This is a genomic window from Saccharospirillum salsuginis (assembly GCF_014651855.1).
GTDB lineage: Bacteria > Pseudomonadota > Gammaproteobacteria > Pseudomonadales > Natronospirillaceae > Saccharospirillum > Saccharospirillum salsuginis.
The window spans coordinates 113,946-133,061 of record NZ_BMXR01000004.1 but is presented as its reverse complement, the minus strand read 5'-3'; the positions used below and the strand labels follow the sequence as shown (position 1 = coordinate 133,061).

18 protein-coding genes are annotated in these 19,116 nt (G+C 59.0%); 6 read left to right on the top strand and 12 right to left on the bottom strand.

Annotated features, from left to right (window positions below; genetic code table 11):
* Nucleotides 1-145: 145 nt before the first annotated feature.
* Complete coding sequence (locus IE111_RS08990; protein ID WP_229805301.1) at nucleotides 146-1,345, top strand: LysM peptidoglycan-binding domain-containing protein; 1,200 nt, start codon at nucleotides 146-148, stop codon at nucleotides 1,343-1,345.
* Between the two features lie 42 nt (nucleotides 1,346-1,387).
* Here the strand turns inward: IE111_RS08990 and sohB are convergent, their stop codons facing one another.
* Nucleotides 1,388-2,386 (bottom strand): protease SohB, encoded by a 999-nt coding sequence (sohB, locus tag IE111_RS08985; RefSeq protein WP_189608228.1) that lies wholly within the window; start codon nucleotides 2,384-2,386, stop codon nucleotides 1,388-1,390.
* A 113-nt stretch (nucleotides 2,387-2,499) separates the two neighbouring features.
* Between sohB and IE111_RS08980 the strand changes: the two genes are divergently transcribed.
* Nucleotides 2,500-2,814: an SCP2 sterol-binding domain-containing protein gene (locus IE111_RS08980; RefSeq protein WP_189608227.1), complete on the top strand. Its 315-nt coding sequence runs from the start codon at nucleotides 2,500-2,502 to the stop codon at nucleotides 2,812-2,814.
* On the opposite strand, the gene IE111_RS08975 is transcribed toward IE111_RS08980, so the two are convergent.
* Together IE111_RS08975 and IE111_RS08970 are read right to left on the bottom strand one after the other, a co-directional pair.
* Nucleotides 2,806-3,456 carry a hypothetical protein gene (locus tag IE111_RS08975; RefSeq protein ID WP_189608226.1) on the bottom strand — a complete coding sequence of 217 codons (651 nt, stop codon included), beginning with the start codon at nucleotides 3,454-3,456 and terminating at the stop codon, nucleotides 2,806-2,808. The genes IE111_RS08980 and IE111_RS08975 overlap by 9 nt on opposite strands.
* 26 nt (nucleotides 3,457-3,482) lie before the next feature.
* Complete coding sequence (locus IE111_RS08970; protein ID WP_189608225.1) at nucleotides 3,483-5,138, bottom strand: FimL-related protein; 1,656 nt, start codon at nucleotides 5,136-5,138, stop codon at nucleotides 3,483-3,485.
* Between the two features lie 487 nt (nucleotides 5,139-5,625).
* Here IE111_RS08970 and nhaB point away from each other — a divergent pair, with 487 nt between their 5' ends.
* The 4 genes from nhaB (at nucleotide 5,626) to IE111_RS08950 (ending at nucleotide 10,358) form a co-directional block, all read left to right on the top strand.
* Nucleotides 5,626-7,140: a sodium/proton antiporter NhaB gene (gene nhaB / locus IE111_RS08965; RefSeq protein ID WP_189608224.1), complete on the top strand. Its 1,515-nt coding sequence runs from the start codon at nucleotides 5,626-5,628 to the stop codon at nucleotides 7,138-7,140.
* Nucleotides 7,141-7,238: 98 nt separating this feature from the next.
* Entirely contained in the window at nucleotides 7,239-8,234 is a 996-nt protein-coding gene (gene dusA / locus IE111_RS08960; protein WP_268245022.1) for a tRNA dihydrouridine(20/20a) synthase DusA, read from the top strand.
* Between the two features lie 119 nt (nucleotides 8,235-8,353).
* The gene (gene tal / locus IE111_RS08955) at nucleotides 8,354-9,280 is read left to right on the top strand and encodes a transaldolase (RefSeq protein WP_189608223.1); all 927 of its coding nucleotides are present in this window, start codon (nucleotides 8,354-8,356) and stop codon (nucleotides 9,278-9,280) included.
* Nucleotides 9,281-9,497: 217 nt separating this feature from the next.
* On the top strand, nucleotides 9,498-10,358 hold the full coding sequence (locus tag IE111_RS08950; protein ID WP_189608222.1) for a DNA replication terminus site-binding protein: 861 nt from the start codon (nucleotides 9,498-9,500) through the stop codon (nucleotides 10,356-10,358).
* Nucleotides 10,359-10,449: 91 nt separating this feature from the next.
* Here the strand turns inward: IE111_RS08950 and sthA are convergent, their stop codons facing one another.
* From sthA to IE111_RS08905, 9 genes are read right to left on the bottom strand one after another with little or no spacing between them, the layout of a single operon-like run.
* Nucleotides 10,450-11,844, bottom strand: a complete 1,395-nt coding sequence (sthA, locus tag IE111_RS08945) for a Si-specific NAD(P)(+) transhydrogenase (RefSeq protein ID WP_189608221.1) — start codon at nucleotides 11,842-11,844, stop codon at nucleotides 10,450-10,452.
* Nucleotides 11,845-11,868: 24 nt separating this feature from the next.
* Complete coding sequence (gene nqrM / locus IE111_RS08940; protein WP_189608220.1) at nucleotides 11,869-12,114, bottom strand: (Na+)-NQR maturation NqrM; 246 nt, start codon at nucleotides 12,112-12,114, stop codon at nucleotides 11,869-11,871.
* Nucleotides 12,115-12,156: 42 nt separating this feature from the next.
* Nucleotides 12,157-13,203 carry an FAD:protein FMN transferase gene (locus IE111_RS08935; RefSeq protein WP_189608219.1) on the bottom strand — a complete coding sequence of 349 codons (1,047 nt, stop codon included), beginning with the start codon at nucleotides 13,201-13,203 and terminating at the stop codon, nucleotides 12,157-12,159.
* A 9-nt stretch (nucleotides 13,204-13,212) separates the two neighbouring features.
* Nucleotides 13,213-14,439, bottom strand: a complete 1,227-nt coding sequence (gene nqrF, locus IE111_RS08930; protein ID WP_189608218.1) for an NADH:ubiquinone reductase (Na(+)-transporting) subunit F — start codon at nucleotides 14,437-14,439, stop codon at nucleotides 13,213-13,215.
* An 18-nt stretch (nucleotides 14,440-14,457) separates the two neighbouring features.
* Nucleotides 14,458-15,066, bottom strand: coding sequence for an NADH:ubiquinone reductase (Na(+)-transporting) subunit E (gene nqrE / locus IE111_RS08925; protein WP_189608217.1), 609 nt, complete (start codon nucleotides 15,064-15,066; stop codon nucleotides 14,458-14,460).
* Entirely contained in the window at nucleotides 15,066-15,725 is a 660-nt protein-coding gene (locus IE111_RS08920) for an NADH:ubiquinone reductase (Na(+)-transporting) subunit D (protein WP_189608216.1), read from the bottom strand. Before IE111_RS08920 ends, nqrE begins: the two co-directional genes overlap by 1 nt.
* 2 nt (nucleotides 15,726-15,727) lie before the next feature.
* Nucleotides 15,728-16,510 carry a Na(+)-translocating NADH-quinone reductase subunit C gene (locus IE111_RS08915; RefSeq protein ID WP_189608215.1) on the bottom strand — a complete coding sequence of 261 codons (783 nt, stop codon included), beginning with the start codon at nucleotides 16,508-16,510 and terminating at the stop codon, nucleotides 15,728-15,730.
* Nucleotides 16,500-17,702 (bottom strand): NADH:ubiquinone reductase (Na(+)-transporting) subunit B, encoded by a 1,203-nt coding sequence (locus IE111_RS08910; protein ID WP_189608214.1) that lies wholly within the window; start codon nucleotides 17,700-17,702, stop codon nucleotides 16,500-16,502. The genes IE111_RS08915 and IE111_RS08910 overlap by 11 nt, the downstream gene beginning before the upstream one ends.
* 3 nt (nucleotides 17,703-17,705) lie before the next feature.
* Nucleotides 17,706-19,043, bottom strand: a complete 1,338-nt coding sequence (locus IE111_RS08905) for a Na(+)-translocating NADH-quinone reductase subunit A (protein ID WP_189608213.1) — start codon at nucleotides 19,041-19,043, stop codon at nucleotides 17,706-17,708.
* Between the last annotated feature and the right edge of the window lie 73 nt (nucleotides 19,044-19,116).

Here is a 19,116-nt window from a genome sequence, read left to right as displayed (position 1 = left end):
CCCGCATCATGACGCAATTGCGCTGGTATGCCAGCCATCAGAGCTATTTCGACCGCGTCAGCGAGCGGGCCGGCCGATACATGCACCACATCATCGCCGAACTCGAAGCCCGCGACATGCCCTGGACCTGGCCCTGCTTCCCATCGTGGAAAGCGCCTTCGATCCGTTCGCCTACTCGCACGGCAGCGCCGCCGGCATGTGGCAATTCATTCCATCGACCGGACGCATGTTCGACCTCAAGCAGGACTGGTGGTACGACGGCCGCCGCGATGTCGTGGACTCGACCCGCGCCGCCCTGGAATACCTGGATCAACTGAACCGGATGTTCGATGGCGACTGGCTGTTGGCCCTGGCCGCCTACAACTCGGGGCCCGGCACAGTACTGAAAGCGGTGCGCCGCAACCAGGCCGCCGGCAAGCCGACGGACTTCTGGAATCTGGACCTGCCGCGCGAGACCGAGGCGTATGTGCCCAAGATGTTCGCTCTGGGCAAACTCATCCACTCCCCCGAACAATACGGCATCGAACTGCCCGAAATTTCCACCGAACCCTATTTCGCGGTCGTCGACACGGGCGGTCAGATCGATCTGGCACAAGCCGCCGAGTTGGCGGATATGGATCTGAGCGACCTCTATCTGCTCAACCCGGGCTACAACCAGTGGGCGACCAATCCGAACGGCCCGCATCGCCTTCTGGTCTTCGCCGACAGGGCCGAATTGTTCCGGGAACGACTGACGGAACTGCCCACCGATTCCCGGATGGCCTGGCAACGCTACACCATCCAGCCCGGTGATTCCCTGCTGACCATCGCGCGTCAGTTCAACGTCACCGTTGAGACGATTCGCCAGGCCAACGAGATCAACGGCTCGCTGATCCGTGCCGGCGACGCGCTGATGATCCCGACCGCCTCGGCCGACAGCTCCGAATACAGCATGAGCGCCGGACAACGCCTCGCCCGGCGCCAAAACTCCCTGGCGGGCGGCGATCGGACCCGTATCGACCATCAGGTCCGGACCGGCGATACGTTCTGGGACATCTCACGGGAATACGATGTCAGCGTCCAGAGCCTGGCTCGCTGGAACAATATGGCGCCGAAGGACGTTCTGCGTCCGGGCCAGACCCTGGCTGTCTGGATCGACCAGGACAACACCAGCGTCATCCGCAACAACCGTGAAGTGGTGAGAAAGGTGGGTTACGTCGTGCGCCAGGGCGACTCCCTGTACCGCATCGCCAATAAATTCAATGTTCGAATCGCCGATATCGAACGCTGGAACCGGATTGATCAGAAGTATTTGCAGCCGGGCCAACGGCTCACGCTGTATGTAGACGTCACCCGGATTCAGTAACTCCCTCCGACAGCCGGGCAGGATTGCCCGGCTGTCCATTCCTTAAGGCAACACCCGACGCGACAGACGATCCAGACCACCGTCCATCAAGGCCGAGGCCGCCGTTTTGATGTGGACTTTCAACTTCTTCTTGGGCTTCCATTTCACGCCGACCACTTCCCGATCGGAGACCAGAGAAGCCAGATAGGCATCGCTGGTGCCGATTTCATCGATCAGCGCCAACTCCAGCGCATCCTCGGCCAACCAGAAATCCCCTTCTGTGACGCGCTCCAGCTCGAGATTCGGCCGATAACGACCGACCAGTCCCTTGAAGCGATCATGGATGCCCTGAAGATCGGACAGGAACTTGTCCCGGCCTTCCTCGGTTTTCTCTCCCATCAAGGTCAGCGGCGCCTTGTGACGACCCGCCGTCAGCACTTCAACGTCGATGTCGTGGCGCTTCAACAGCTGATGGATGTTGGGTACCTGGGCCAGCACTCCGATGGAGCCGACGATGGCAAATGGCGCGGCGATGATCCGATGGGCCACACAGGCCATCATGTACCCGCCACTGGCGGCCACCTTATCGACGCAAACCGTCAGTTTCAGGCCTTCGTCGCGCAGTCGAGCCAATTGGGACGCCGCCAGGCCATAGCCACTGACCGCGCCGCCGGGGCTTTCGAGCACGACGACGACTTCTTCCTCACGTCGAGCGACCTGCAGAATGGCACTGACCTCCTGTCGCAACGAGTCCACCTGGGACGCCTGAATATCGCCTTTGAACGTCAGCACCCAGGTAAGGGGTTTTTCACCCGACTTTTCCGCCTTGCGTTCGGACTTTTCCGCCTTCTGATAAGCTTTGAGTGCCTTTTTTTCAAAAACGGCATGGCGAATGGCGTCTCCTTGCTGGCGCAGCCGTTCATTTAACTTCCTAACCACCAATCGACCTTCACTGCCCTCACCCCCGGCACGCGAGGCCCGGGCAATAGCGGCCACGGCGACGACCACAACCACCAGCACAGTGACGGCTTTCAATACAAACAGGAAATAATCAGACCACAAAATGGCGCTCCTCCGATTTAAACTCACGTTTCAAACATTCGTTTGATTTTAGACCGGGGCCCTCCTACAATGCCAGCATCGTCATCGCGACCACCACCAGACAGGAGACCCAGATGACCTCTATCGCCGAACACTTCAGCAATATCGAATCCCGTTTCAACGCCGATGCCGCCTCCGGCATGGATGTCGTCTTCCAGTTCAGCATCGAAGACGCCGACACTTACCACCTGATCGTCGAAGACGGCAGCTGCAAGCTGGGTCAGGGTGAGCACGACGACCCGTCCGTCACCCTGATCATGGACAGCGACACCTTGAAGGAAATCGTCAGCGGCGACCTGAACGGCATGCAAGCCTTCATGGCCGGCCGGCTTCGCACCGAAGGCGACATGATGCTGGCTACCCGCCTGTCCGACCTGTTCTCACTCTGAGAACCAGTCGTCCACGGCTTCCCGCGCCGGTTGATTAACCGGCCGGGCTACCAGTCCTCTCGCCGTCATTCCCACCTCGAACAATCCGCCGTCCACCATGGGCATATAGGCCGCACTGCCGAATCGACTGTTAACCCAGGGCAGCCGGGGCACAATGTCGGCGGCGTCCAGCCAATGGCCACCTTCCAACTCATAGACACTGCGAGAAGCGTTCCGCTCCTGCTCCAGGTCCAGGTAACGACCGGAAAACCGTTCCAATCGATACAGAGGCTCCATACCCAGAACCGCCAGGGGACCTTGCCAGTTGAGCACCCGCGCGTCGACCTGCCATTGGTCACCTCGAACCTCGAATGACATCGGCTCCGACCGACCAATGGGTGCGACCTGGGCTTCGTAGTGCTGGGAATCCAGCTGACGGAAAGACAGGGTGGCGACCACGGTTTCCTGGCTGAGCGCCCGAAAAGCCGACAGATCCACCAACAACAAGCCCAGCAGGACCAATGACGCCAGAGCGCCCAGGCCAACCAGACCGCGCAGGAAGCCCCCCACCCAACCTCGCTGGAACAGGAGGCGCAGGGCCACCGCCAGCAAGAGAATGCCGACGGGCAGAAGGATTAGATAAAGCGGCCAGAGTGTTGTCATAACGGGTTCCGTCCCTGAATCCGTAACTAGACCGACAGGGACGCCAGGCTGTGTTTGGCGAGCTTGAGGATGTCCTCGTTCGCCGTGTCGTTCAGCAACCCTTCGAGGAAGAACTCCAGACTGGACAGCGCATCGGCGAAGGCTTCCAACTGATGCGGATCGACCATGGTGCCCGACTCGCTGAGATCACGCTCAATGAACCGAATGGCGCGTTCGATCAGATCCGCCGCCGTCATGCTGTCGAGGAAGACAAACGCCCCCTTCACACCGCGCAGGGTCGGCACCACATTGGCCAGATGCAGTTTATCGCCCTGGGAGTCCATATAGGCCGTAATAGCCCGCTTGGCCAACGCCAGACCCGCCTCGGCTTCGTCGATGAGCACCACCCGGGCTTCGTGCAACTGGGCTTGCGCCGCCTTGTTGTCGCCACTGCCTTCGAGTTGACGCTGCCCCTGAAGCACGCGGGACAGCGCACTCTCGGCGTAAAGAACGGCATCGGCGATCTTCAGCAGTTGTTCGTCGGTCGGGGCGGCGTTATCGGCCCAGTCAGCGACAACGGCGGCCTGCTGCTTCAGTACGTTGGCGGGGCTTTGCAGCCCCAGCATGACGTAGACATCGGCGACCTTGGCGATTTTCTCCTGCAGCGCACGCGCGGAGAACCCACCGTCGTGACGCGCCGCCTGGTCGACGATCTCCTTGATCGCGGCGATGTCTTCCTTCAGCGCTTCCGAAACACTGGACAGAACACCGCGACCGGGACTGAACAGCATTTGACGCTGCTCTTCCAGGGTGTCTTCGGTGTAGCTCAACTCCGGCAGTCGATAGAACTTGGCCACCTGACGGGCGCGCAGGCTGTCGGACTTGTTGAGCGCCAGCAGGAACAGGAATTCTTTCATCAACGGCAGCGATGGCGGGCGCTCCAGGGATTTCGGGGCGCCTCGAATCAGGTCTTTCAGGTGCCGGTCGAGATGGGCGAACAGCAGCTTGCGCGGCCCGGTCATGTTGGCGCCGCGTTGCGCCATCGACTCCAGCGCCCCGGAAGCCACCCACCACAGCGGGGCACAGGGTGCGTTGGCCAACAGTTGATCGATACGATTCAGCGCCAGCCCCATATACCGGAAGGCGCCGGCCGTGCGTTCACCCCGAATCAGATGCAGCAAGCCCGCCTGATACATATGGCGGAACTTTTTCAACTGGATCACCACATCGTTCGAAAACTGAAATGGCTTTTTCGTGGGTGGTTTACCCGGCTTGAACGAAAACTGGAAAAAGTGTCCCTCACCGAGACCGGATACACCGCGCGCCTTGCGAACGTTGTTCATCGTCGGCAGCAGTACGGCCGGAATCGCCTTACGGCCCAGACTGAGGAATTCCAGATACCGGTTCAAAACCACCAAACCCTGACTGATGGCATCGAGTTTGGGGCGAACCTGATCGCTGTCTCCGCTTTCGCCGGTGGGTATGGCGTTGATCAGGGCGTTGAATTCATCACACAAAGACACCGCACCCGGTTCTTCGAGCACCTGAAAAATGCCGCGTGTCTGGCCAATCAAATCCTGCGCCTGCTCGAGCTGGGACAGATCGGCCGTGTCGTCGCTGAACGATTCCAAGGCGGACTGGGCCTGCTGCAAGGTCGCTTCCAGCTCGGTTTTTATGGCTTCCTTTGAAGTCGCTGTACTCATCCTGGGGCCTCTGTATTGCTATGACGAAGACCTGGCCTTTCATTCGTTTCTGACAGGCCGGCCTCGCCCACTTCGAGCTGAGTATACCGCCCATGCACCCAATTCATCAGTGTTTCACACTCTTTTTGTTAATAAAAGCACATATTTAGGACGGAAAGTGCATGTTTCACCTGAAACAAGCGCCCTTGGTTTATTGCGAAAAGTCGGTTTCTTTCAGGAAATCGGACATTTCACTTGAAAAAAAGTTGAAAATCAGTAGTTTGAGCGCGCCATTCGAGAGCTCCCGATACAGCCCTTCACTCTGTTTCGGGACTCCGTCGCCAGTCCGGTGTCCTGAACCAGGAAGTCAGAGCGTCTGCGCATCCGCCGTTGCCCCGCCCGGGACAACCCTTCCTGTTTTTGGACAGTCGATTGCCGACACGGCACATCCCACCCAGCCCGACCGGATGTGACCGCACCGCTTTCATTTTGAACCCAAGAGCACAGCATGAACACAACGCTACCCCAGTCCTTTGTCTATAACTTTCTCGGCCACAGCCCCGCCTGGTACAAGAAAGTCATTGTCGCCTTCCTGATCATGAACCCGATTCTGATGTTCGCCCTCGGCGAGCAGGGCCCCCTGGTGGTCGGCTGGCTGCTGATCGGTGAATTCATCTTCACCCTGGCCATGGCCCTGAAATGCTACCCGTTGCAACCGGGTGGCCTGCTGGCCATCGAGTCCGTCGCCATCGGCCTGACCAATCCCGAGGTGGTGTACCACGAGGTGGCGACCAACCTGCCCGTCCTGCTGTTGCTGATCTTCATGGTCGCCGGCATTTATTTCATGAAGGACCTGCTGCTGTTCACATTCACCAAACTGTTGCTGAATATCCGTTCCAAGATCCTGCTGTCACTGATGTTCAGCATGGCCGCGGCTTTCCTTTCGGCCTTTCTCGACGCCCTCACCGTAACCGCCGTTCTGATCAGCGTGGCGGTCGGCTTCTATTCCGTCTATCACAAGGTCGCCTCCGGCAAGCATTTCCACCATAAGGGCCACGATCACAGCGAGGACGACTCCGTCGAGGACCTGCACCGGGAAGACTTGGATGCCTTTCGCGGCTTCCTGCGCTCTTTGTTGATGCACGGTGCCGTCGGGACAGCCCTGGGCGGTGTCTGCACCCTGGTCGGTGAACCCCAGAACCTGCTGATCGCCCACATCGCCGGCTGGGACTTCAAGGAATTCTTCCTGCGCATGGCACCGGTCACGATTCCCGTGCTGTTCGCCGGCTTTACAACCTGCGTATTACTGGAAAAGCTGAAGTGGTTTGGCTATGGCGACCAGTTGCCCGAATCCGTACGCGGCATCCTGACCGACTTCGAAGCCCACCAGCACAGCAAACGGACCCGCAAGGACGTCGCCAAACTGGTTGTCCAGGCTATCGTCGCGGTCTGGCTGATCCTGGGTCTGGCCCTGCATCTGGCGGAAGTCGGCTTGATCGGCTTGAGTGTGATCGTACTGTTGACCGCGTTCAACGGCATCACCGATGAACACAATATCGGCAAAGCGTTCGAAGAAGCCCTGCCCTTCACAGCCCTGTTGGTTGTGTTTTTCACCATCGTCGGGGTCATTCACAGCCAACACCTGTTCACCCCCATCATCGCCTGGGTTCTGTCCTTGCCCGAATCCATCCAGCCCGGGATGTTCTTCGTCGCCAACGGGGTTCTGTCGGCCATCAGCGACAACGTGTTCGTGGCCACCGTCTATATCAACGAGGTCAAGACGGCTCTGGAAGCCGGTACCATCAGCCGCGACCACTTTGATTTGCTGACCGTCGCCATCAATACCGGCACCAACCTGCCGTCGGTGGCCACACCCAACGGCCAGGCGGCCTTCCTCTTTCTGCTGACCAGCGCGATCGCACCGCTGGTGCGGCTGTCCTACGGCCGCATGGTCTGGATGGCCCTCCCCTATACCCTCGTTATGGCGTCGCTGGGTTACTTCGCGGTCTCGAACTGGTTATAATTTGACTCGAAAATAAATTATACTGTCCGCCGGGTCTCCCAAGAGGCCCTTTTTACCGTTTGATCCGGTTTTCAACGAACAAACCCGCGGAGCCTTTTTTGAGTTACCCCCATCGTTTCAGCGTCGCCCCGATGATGGACTGGACCACCAGCGAGTGTCGCCAGTTCCACCGGCTGTTGACGCACAAGGCCCTGCTCTATACGGAAATGGTGACCACCGGCGCCCTGATACACGGTGACCGGGCCCGCTTCCTGCGGTATGACCCCAGCGAGCATCCGATTGCCTTGCAGCTCGGTGGGTCCGACGCTGCGGAATTGGCCCAGTGCGCCACCATGGCCGAAGACTGGGGCTACGACGAAGTCAACCTGAACGCCGGTTGCCCGTCGGATCGGGTCCAGAACGGCATGATCGGCGCGATTCTGATGGGCCATGCGCAGTTGGTCGGCGATGGCCTCAAAGCCATGCGGGACGCATCCGGGATACCGGTGACCATCAAACACCGCATCGGCATCGACGACTTCGACAGCTATGAGTTCATGCGCGACTTTGTCGGCACCACGGCAGAATCCGGCTGCCGGACCTACATCGTTCACGCCCGAAAGGCGATCCTGCAAGGGCTCAGCCCGAAGGAAAACCGCGAGATACCGCCGCTTGATTACGATCGCGTCAAACGCCTGAAAACCGATTTCCCGCACCTGAACATCGTCATCAATGGCGGTTTGAAGTCCCACGACGCTTGCCTTGCGCTGCTGCGCGACGGGCTGGACGGCGTCATGCTGGGTCGCGAAGCCTACCAGAACCCGTTGATTCTTCAGGACGTCGACCCGACCTACTACGACAGCGAAGCCCCTCTGGCGAGCCAGGGTGAACTGGTCGAGGCCTATCTGGCCTGGATCGAGGCGAAAACAGCTGAGGGTACGCCGTTGAAATACCTCGCGCGCCATACTCTGGGTCTGTTCCAGGGTCAACCGGGCGCCCGCCAGTTTCGTCGTGTCCTGAGCGAGGGCATGCACAAGGCCGGGGCCAGCCCCGATCTGGTCAGAGAAGCTCTCGCGCGGGTGCGTTTACTGGAAACAGAGCCGATGACGGCCTGAACCAACCTTTTCACCGTCATCGACGTTGTTGGGCAGCCTCCCTTGTCGGAGCTCCCGCAGTGACAACCGATGAAAAAGTCACCATAATTGACCTATCGGTCAGATTACAGAGAGTCGAGATGAGCAAACTTGATCAATTGAAAGAGTACACCGTCATCGTCGCCGATACCGGTGAACTCGAAGCCATTAAAAAATACAAGCCACAGGATGCGACCACGAACCCCTCCCTGGTGTTGAAGGCCATTCAGGGAAATCACTACGATGACCTGATTCACCGCAGCATGAAGGCGGCGGAACACTTCGATGATGGCATCGATCGCCTGCTGACCGCCATCGGCGCGGAAATCCTACAAGAAGTGCCCGGCTACGTCTCCACCGAAGTCGACGCTCGCCTGTCGTTCAACACCGAAGCCACACTGGCCAAGGCGCGTCGTCTGATCGAACTGTACGAAGCCGACGGCTGGAGTCGCGACCGCATCCTGATCAAGATCGCCAGCACCTGGGAAGGCATCCAGGCCGCCAAGGTGCTGCAGCAGGAAGGCATCAACTGCAACATGACGTTGTTGTTCGGCATGGAACAGGCCCAGGCCTGTGCCGATGCCGGAGCCACCCTGATCTCTCCGTTCGTCGGTCGTATCCTCGACTGGTACAAGAAAGACACCGGCAAGGAATACACCGCCGAGGACGATCCGGGCGTGGTCAGCGTTCGCGCGATCTACGACCATTACAAGTCCCATGGCTACAAAACCATCGTCATGGGCGCCAGCTTCCGTAACGCCGGTGAAATCGAAGCACTGGCCGGCTGCGATCGCTTAACCATCAGCCCCGCCCTGCTGGAAGAGCTGAGCCAGGACAACGGCGAACTGAAGCGCGTATTGCACGCGCCAGACGCTCTGGGTCACCAGGCCGAGCCGATCAGCGAGAACGACTTCCGCCTCGGGATGAACAACAATGCCATGGCCACCGAAAAGCTGGCCGAAGGCATTCGCAAGTTCATCGAAGACCAGGTGAAGATGGAAGAGTTGATCAAGTCGCATCTGGCTTGATGGGTTCTCTGCCCTGATGTCCATGAAAGGCAGTGGTTAGCGCCACTGCTTTTTTTCGCGCACGGCGTGCGCTCCTACAAGGTGAGAACGCCTGCCGATTAATACTGTAGGAACGCACGCCGTGCGCGACACCTCCCTCTCCCTACTCCACTGATACCTTTCAACCCACCTCCGAATCGATTATCCTGCATACAAATCCGGATAGATAACGGTATAAATGATTACGGACAAGAAACTCTTCGATCATTTCGAACGCATGCGCCGGTCGATCTCGGCCTTCGCCCGGTCGGTGGACCAATACGACAGCGCGCACTGGATCGCCCCCTGGGCCGGATCGGTGCGGGCGCCGGACCTGGAAGACCTCCTGCTCGACCTGTGGTACCAGGAAGATCAGGACGGCCGGGAAACCCGGATCTATCCCGGGTTGATCGCGCTGAACCGGGAACAAATCACCCTGGCCGCCGAAGTGAACATGGCGAAAGACCAGTTCCGAAAAGTGGTGCACGCGATGAAGGAGGAAGATTCGGTCCGCTGGCGGGAAATTCAGGGTCAGTTGGCGCGCCGCTATCAGGGGCTCAACGAAGCCATGAGCCGGGAAGGCCTCTCGCGCCTGCATCTGAAACAGGTGTTTCGGCACATGCCGCTGGTGGTCAAACGGCCCGACCGGGTGGGTTTAAGCTGGTACACCAGTGGCCGTTCGATCCAGCGCATCACCAAACAGGAGGCCTGGGACCGGCTCACCCAGCTCAATACCGAATCGGCTCACATTCGAATCCAGATGGAGCGCCTGTCCGCCCTGCCCGACAACGAGCCGCTAGCGCGGGTTCAACGCCAGGCGCCGGTATTAAGGGCCAATCTGGTGTTCGCGGACGGCCGCCGCAAGTCGATGAACGTGTCCCTGCCGTTGTTGTTTCCGAGCCAGGGGGTCAACGAACTGCCCGATTTTTCGGTACCACCGGCCACGCCGCCGAACGAGCGACAGCGGTTGGTGCGCAGTGACAATAAGCTGGAGGAAGAGCCCTGGTTGCCGTCGATTCGAGTGCATCGGTATCGGCAGGAGAAGAAGCGGGTGTATTGAGTACAAGTCGGATTTGGCTGGAGGCCATCATCCGACTTTTTGTCAAAGGTATTGATCGTGGCCCAATTAATGGTGGGCAATGCCCACCCTACTAGAAGATGCGGTTCAGGCCGTTCAGGGCTGCGACCCGATAGGCTTCGGCCATGGTCGGGTAGTTGAAGGTGTGCTCCAGGAAGTACCGAATGGTATTGCCGCCGTTCTTCTGCGCCATGATCGCCTGGCCAATGTGAAGAATCTCGGCCGCCTGGTCACCGAAACAGTGAATCCCCAGCAATTCCAGGGTTTCGCGGTGAAACAGCAATTTCAACACGCCGACATCCTCGCCGGTGATCTGGGCCCGGGCCGTGTCCTTGAAGTAGGCCTTGCCGACTTCATAGGGCACCTTGGCCGCCGTGAGTTCACGCTCGGTCTGACCGACGGACGAAATTTCGGGAATGGTGTAAATACCGGTCGGGACATCGTTGATGTAGCGAAAGGTATCGTTTTCCAGAATCACGCCGGAGGCGCTTCGACCCTGGTCGTAGGCCGCACTGGCCAGGCTGGGCCAACCGATGACGTCACCGACCGCGTGAATGTTGGGCACCGAGGTACGATATTGCTTGTCGACTTCGAGCTGGCCACGCCCGTTCGCCGTCAGGCCGACCGCGTCGAGGTTGAGCTTGTCGGTATTGCCGGTGCGGCCGTTGGCCCACATGAACGCATCGGCCTTGATTTTCTTGCCGGACTTCAGGGTCAGGACGATGTGGTCGTCAAACCCTTCCACCTTATCGAATTCTTCATTGTGACGAACCAGAACGCCGTTGCCCCGCAGGTGGTAACTGAGCGCATCCGAGATCTCATCGTCCATGAAGGCCAGCAGGCGAGCCCCCGGGTTGATCAGGTCGATCTTGCAGCCCAGGCCATTGAAAATGGAGGCGTACTCGCTGCCAATAACCCCGGCGCCGTAAATCACCAGATGGCGCGGCGTTTCGGGTGTATTCAAAATGGTGTCGCTGTCGAAAATACGCGGATGGCTGAAGTCAATTTCGGGCGGACGGTAGGGACGAGAGCCCGTGGCCAGGATGAACTCCTGACCGGTCAGCACATCGACCTGGTCTTCGCCGCGATCGACCTTGACGGTATTACCGTCGACGAAACTGGCGACTCCGTAATACAAATCGACGCCATTTCGACTGTAAAAACGGGCCCGCATGGCGACCTGCCTGTCGATCACACGTTGCGCCGTCTCGCGCACCTGACTGTAAGAGAGCCATTTCTGTTCGGAGATGTGACGGAACAGCGGATTTCGATTGAATTGCATGACCTGGTGGACCGCATGACGCAGCGCCTTGGAGGGAATCGTTCCCTGGTGGGTGCAGTTGCCGCCCACCTGGTGGCGCATGTCGATGATCGCCACCTTCTTCCCCGCTTTGGACGCGTTCATGGCCGCGCTTTCGCCGGCCGGGCCACTGCCGATGATTACCAGATCATAGAGGTTGTCCGCCATCAGTTTTATCTACTCCGAACTTGGTTACTGCTTGGTTGCATCCACGGCCAGATCGGCCAGTGCTTGACGTTTCGCGGCTTTTTTAGCGGCCTTCACCTCGGTCTCACAACGAGACTTGTCGCCACGACAGACGTCGCATTCGGTTTCCATGCCCAGTGCCGCCATACCGCCGCAGGAACCGCTGATCGGCTTGCGGCCAAAGATGACGCCCACAGCCATGCCGGCGACTACGATGAGCATAAAGGCCAATACGGCCAGAAAGGTTGCCATAAGCACCTCCCGTTGATAAATCCGACCATCGGCGCAGGTCGGTTAATCGGAGTTTTCGTCGTTCGACGCTGCGCCGAACAGCGTCGTGAATCGTTTGGATTCGAACGAACGAAAACCGTCCTCGGTTTTCTCTATCAGATACACCGACATGTTCAGTTCATTGGCCAGCACGCGTGCCTTGTCCGTTCCGAGCACCAGAAAGGCGGTCGCGTAGGCGTCGGTCATAGCGCTGCGTTCGCCAATCACCGTCACCGAAACCAGATTGTGCCGAATGGGGTAGCCGGTATCGGGCCTCAAGGTGTGGGAATATCGGACCCCGTCCTGCTCAAAGTAGTTCCGGTAGTCACCGCTGGTGGCCATCGCCCCTTCGGTGACCTCAAGTACACGGTAGACGTTTCGCTGCCCCGATTCAGGTGTCTCGATCGCGATTCGCCAGGCATCGCCACCGGGTTTGCGGCCCGCGAAACGCAGTTCGCCACCGACCTCCACAAGATAGGACTCGATGCCCTCTTCTTCCAGCAGATCGGCGACGTAATCGACCGCGAAGCCTTTAGCGATGCCGGAAAGATCCAACTCACGCGGGGCTGTCTTGCGAACCCGGTTGTCTTGCGGGTGCAGCTCGATGGCTTGCCAACCGATGGCATCTAACGCCGCTTCAATCGCATCGGCATCCGGTACCTGATCCGTTGTGGGTTTGGGGCCGAAACCCCAGAGGTCAACCAGAGGACCCACCGTCGGGTCGAAGGCGCCGCCACTGATGCGTGCGACATCCAACGCCTCCGCGATAACCTCATGGGTGATGGCGGAAACCTCAACCCACTCACCGACCGCCGCATCATTGAACCGGGACAGTTCGGAGCGGGGCAAATAGGTCGACATGGCATCGTTTACTTCGCCGAGACGGGCCCGGATCTTACCGTCCAGTTGTTCCGCCGTCGTTTCGGTGGCGACGACTGAAACGGAATAGCTGGTGCCCATGGTCTGCCCCCACAGGGTTCGAACCTCGGGCTTACCGACAAAGGAACAGCCCGCCAGCAGGCAGACCAACAGGCCTGCCCAGCCGACGGGCTTGATCAATTGTGACAACATTCAGTGTGCTCAGCCGCCAAAGTCGTCCAGCATGATGTTCTCACGCTCCACACCCAGATCTTCCAGCATCTTGATGCAGGCGGCGTTCATCATCGGTGGCCCACACATGTAGTACTCGACATCTTCCGGCGCCTCATGGTCCTTCAGATAGTTGTCGTACAGTACGTTGTGGATAAAGCCGGTGTAGCCTTCCCAGTTGTCTTCGGGCAATGGGTCGGACAACGCCAGGTGCCACTCGAAGTTGTCGTTTTCTTCGGCCAGCTTGTCGTACTCTTCCGAATAGAAGGTCTCGCGCAAGCTTCGCGCACCGTACCAGAAGCTGATCTTGCGCTTGGACTTGAGTCGCTTGAGCTGATCGAAGATGTGCGAGCGCATCGGCGCCATACCCGCACCACCACCGATGAAGACCATTTCGGCATCGGTGTCCTTGGCGAAGAACTCACCGAAGGGACCGAAGACGGTAATGGTATCGCCCGGCTTCAGCGCGAATACATAGGACGACATCTGACCCGGCGGATGATTGGTTCCCGGCGGAGGTGTGGCGATGCGGATGTTGAATTTGACGATGCCCCGCTCTTCCGGGTAGTTCGCCATCGAATAGGCCCGCACCACGGTCTCATCGACCTTGGAGCTGTACTGCCAGATGTTGAACTTGTCCCAGTCCGGGTGGAAACGCTCTTCGATATCGAAATCCTTGAAATGGACTTCGTGCGGCGGCGCTTCCAGCTGGACATAGCCACCGGCCCGGAAATCGACATTTTCGCCTTCCGGCAATTTCAGGGTCAGTTCCTTGATGAAGGTCGCCACGTTCGGGTTGGACTCGACCGTGCATTCCCAGCGCTTGACGCCGAAGAATTCCGGATCGACTTCGATCTTCATGTTTTGCTTAACGGCTACCTGGCACGCCAGACGCCAGCCTTCGCGCAACTCACCCTTGGTGAAGTGGCTTTCCTCGGTCGGCAAGGCGGCACCGCCGCCATCCAGAACCTTGCACTTGCACTGGGCGCAGGTACCGCCACCACCACAGGCGGACGACAGGAAGATCCCCTCATTGGCCAGGGTACCCAGCAACTTGCTGCCCGCCGCCGTGGTGATGGCTTTGTCGGGTTCTTCGTTGATTTCGATTTGTACGTCGCCGCTGTTCACCAGCTTGGACCGGGCCGACAGAATGACGGCGACCAGTGCCAACACGATGAGGGTGAACATCACGACACCGAGTATGATTTCTGTAGACATCTGTTCAATCCTTACCGGTTACAGGGAAACGCCGGAAAACGACATGAAACCGAGCGACATGAGCCCCACCGTGATGAAGGTGATGCCCAGACCACGCAGGCCGGCCGGCACGTCACTGTATTTGAGCTTTTCACGAATACCCGCGAGCGCGACGATGGCCAAAGCCCAGCCGACGCCGGCACCGATGCCGTACACAACGGACTGACCGAAGGTGTAATCACGCTCAACCATGAACAGGGATGCCCCCAGAATGGCGCAATTCACGGTAATCAGTGGCAGGAAGACACCCAGGGCGTTGTACAGCGCCGGGAAGTACTTATCGAGCACCATTTCCAGGATCTGGACAATGGCGGCGATCACGCCGATGTAGCTCAAGTACCCCAGGAAACTCAGGTCGGCTTCGGGAAAGCCGGCCCAGGCCAGGGCGCCTTCGCGCAGAACATAGTTAAGCAGCAGGTTGTTGACCGGTACGGTAACGGCCTGAACCACGATCACCGCGATACCCAAACCAATCGCCGCCGACACCTTCTTGGACAGTGCCAGAAAAGTACACATACCCAGGAAGAAGGCCAGCGCCATGTTTTCGACAAAGACAGCCCGTACAAAGAGGCTCAATGCGGCTTCCATTACAGCGCCTCCTTCTTGACGTGTGCTTTCATGGTGTATTCATTCTCCTCGACCTGATCCTTGTAAACGGTTCTCAGGATCCAGATGAAGCCGCCAATGATGAAGAAGGCGCTCGGCGGCAGCAGCAACAGACCGTTCGGTACGTACCAGCCACCGTTGTTGACCGTGGCCAGCAATTCGAAGCCGAACAGGCTGCCGGAACCGAGGAGTTCACGTACGAAAGCGACGAACAGCAATACCACGCTGTACCCCAGGCCATTGCCGACGCCGTCCATGAAACTCAGGAACGGCGGGTTCTGCATGGCGTACGCCTCGGCACGGCCCATGACGATGCAGTTGGTGATGATCAGACCGACGAAGACCGACAATTGCTTGGAGATATTGAACGCATAGGCCTTGAGAATCTGATCCACCACGATCACCAGGGACGCGATGATGGTCATCTGCACGATGATCCGGATGTTGCCCGGGATCTGGTTGCGGATGATGGAGATGAACAGGTTTGAAAACGCCGTGACCGCGGTCAGGGCGATGCACATGACGATGGTCACGTTCATGCTGGTGGTGACCGCCAGAGCGGAGCAGATCCCCAGGATCTGCAGTGCAATGGGGTTGTTGGAGAAAATCGGTGTTACCAACACCTGGCGCACTTCGGACATGATCACGCTTCTCCCGCTTTCAGATTTTGAAGGAAGGGTTTGAAACCACGCTCGCCCAACCAGTACTGGATCAGGTTGGACACACCGTTACTGGTCAGGGTGGCGCCACTGAGCGCGTCGACCTTGTAGCGACGGTCGGACTCCAGTTCGGGGTTGACTCCCCCTTTCTTCAGCGCCAGCTGAACGTTGTTTTCCTCACCGTAGACTTCCTTTCCGACGAACTGGGCTTTCCAGGCGGGGTTGTCGACCTCGCCACCCAGTCCAGGCGTCTCGGCATGTTCATAGAAACCCAGACCCTTGATGGTATCCATATCATCTTCCAGAGCGATGAAACCCCACAGCGTAGACCACAAACCGTAGCCACGGATCGGCAGGATGATGGTCTGCAGGTCTCCGGCGTCGTTATTGATCAGGTACACCTCGGTGTACGTCTCGCGCCGTTTGATGCTGGCGATGTCATGCTCGGCCGATACCGATTCGGATAAGGCCGGATCACGGGCGGCGGAACGCGGGTCGTACGTCTCGGTGTCGAATTCATCCGAAAAGGTGCCGGTATTCAGGTTCACCAGGCGGGTCTCCACCTGCTCGAACTGCTCGGCGACGGTCTTGCTCGGATCCCACAGGCCGGCGGCGGCCAGGATGTTCTTGCGCAGGTCCGCCTGGCGGTTTTCCTGCTGGATCGGACGCAGAACCACGGCCGCGGTTGAGACAACGACCGCGCACACCAAGCACACCAGGAAGGCGACGGTGAAAATGTATCGAATGGAGTCTTTCTTACTGGACACGTGCAAGCCTCCGGTTGATGTTTCTCTGAACGACGAAGTGGTCGATCGTCGGCGCGAAGATGTTGGCGAACAGAATGGCCAGCATAATACCTTCCGGGAAGGCCGGGTTGATGACACGGATCATGACTGTCATCACACCGATCAGAATACCGAACCAGATCTTGCCGGTGTCGGTCATGGAGGCCGAGACCGGATCGGTCGCCATAAAGATCATGCCGAACGCGAAACCACCGACGACCATGTGCCAATACCAGGGCAAGGCGAACATCGGGTTGCTGTCCGAACTGACGACATTAAGCAGAGTGGACAGGGCCACCATACCGATCATGACGCCGAGTACGATGCGCCAGCTGGCGATCCCCATAACCAGCAGCACGGTGCCGCCGAGGAAAATCATCAGGGTGGACACTTCGCCGACGGAGCCTTGCTGGATACCCAGGAACGCATCCATCCAGCTGATTCCACCCAGGGCACCTTCCACCAAACCGTCGCTGAAGGCGTGGCTCAGGGCCGTGGCGCCAGAGAAACCATCCACGGCGGTCCAGACCGAATCGCCCGACATGGAAGCCGGGTAGGCGAAATAGAGGAAAGCACGGCCGGTCAAGGCCGGGTTCAGGAAGTTTTTACCGGTTCCACCGAAGACTTCCTTGCCGATCACAACGCCGAAACTGATGCCGAGCGCCACCTGCCACAACGGCAGATCCGGCGGGCAAATCAGCGCGAACAGGACCGAAGTCACGAAGAAGCCTTCGTTGACTTCATGGCCGCGCACCATGGCGAACAACACTTCCCAGAAGCCGCCGACGATGAAGGTCACCGCGTAGATCGGCACAAAGTAGGCCGCGCCATAAATGAGGTTGTCCCAGATACTGGACGGATCGTGCCCGGCCAGCAGGGCGATGATGGCTTCGCGCCATCCTTCGCTCACCGGCAGGCCCGCGGCTATGGCGGTGTTGGCCTGATAACCCAGGTTCCACATGCCCCAGAACATCGCCGGGAAGGTGCACAACCAGACGGTGATCATGATGCGTTTCAGGTCCATGCCGTCACGGACATGCGCCGTTGTGCGCGTGACCGTATTCGGCATGTAGAAGACGGTATCCACGGCTTCGTAAAGCGCGTACCACTTTTCATACCGGCCGCCCTTCTCGAAGTGCGGCGCCATCTTGTCGAGTGTATTTCTCAATCCCATGCCTTACCCCTCCAGCTCGATGCGGGTCAGATTCTCCCGCAGGATCGGGCCGTATTCGTACTTACCGGCACACACATAGGTGCACAGAGCCAGGTCTTCCTCGTCCAGCTCCAGCGCCCCCAACTTCTCGGCGGAATCGATATCGCCCACCACCAGCGCACGCAGCAACTGGGTCGGCAGTATGTCGAGCGGCATGACCCGCTCATACTGTCCCACCGGTAGCATGGCGCGCTCGGAACCGTTGGTCGTGGTGGTGAAGTTGAACGTCTTGCCCTTGAGCAATTTGGAGACATAGATGTTCAGGATGGAATGACGTTCCTTACCGGCGTGCAGGTAATGCAACATCGGCCGCTCGCGCCCTTCGGCGAGGACAGTGACCTGGTTGTGGTAACGGCCCAAATAATCGGCCTCTTCCAGACCACCCCGGCCGCCGAACACGGAGCCGGAGATCAGTCGGTTGTCGTCGCCTTCCAGTTCGTCGCGGGTCAGTTCGGCCAGAGAGGCACCGATACGGGTGCGCACCAGACGCGGTTCCTTGACCTGGGGACCGGCCAGCGCAACGACCCGGTCTGTGCTCAGCCGGCCGGTGGTGACCAGTTTGGCCAGGGCGATGACGTCCTGATAACCGATGGTCCAGACGACTTTGTCGGCATGGACCGGTTCCAGGAAATGGATGTGGGTACCGGGATTCCCGGCCGGGTGCTTGCCATTGAACTCTTCGACAGAGACACCGGATGCCGTCGGAATGTCGGCACCTGGGGATTTGCACAGCCAGACCTTGCCTTCTGTCAGCTTGGTCAGCAGAGACAGCCCCTGGCTGAAGGCGTCCCGATCGTCGGCGATGATCTTGGCCGGGTCCGCCGCCAGCGGCTGGGTATCGATCGCCTGAACGAAGATAGCCGTTGGTTTGCTGTCGATGGCCGGCACCTTGGAAAACGGCCGGGTGCGGAACGCGGTCCAGAAGCCGGACGTTACCAGCAGATCGCGCAGGGACTCGTTTGAGAGCCCATCGAGCCGATCCGCCGGGGTCGCCTCGAAGGTCACTTCATCGTCACCCTCGACATCGATAACCAGGGATTGGAAGACGCGGCGAGCGCCCCGGTGAATGGCCTTGACCACACCGCTGGCCGGTGCGGTGTAGGTCACACCTTCGTTCTTTTTGTCGGTAAACACCGGTTGACCGAGCTTGACCCGGTCTCCTTCGCGCACCAACATCGTCGGTTTCATGCCATGGTAGTCGAAGCCCACCAACGCCACCGTACTGACCGGTTGCCCGTCGGATATCTCCTGGCGCGGTGCGCCCGAGATCGGCAGGTCCAGCCCTTTTTTGATCGTAATCATAGTGTGCTGTGTCCAATGACTGTCAGAAACGGGAGGGAGGCGAACCGCACGGGGAGCGCCCAATCCCTGAAAT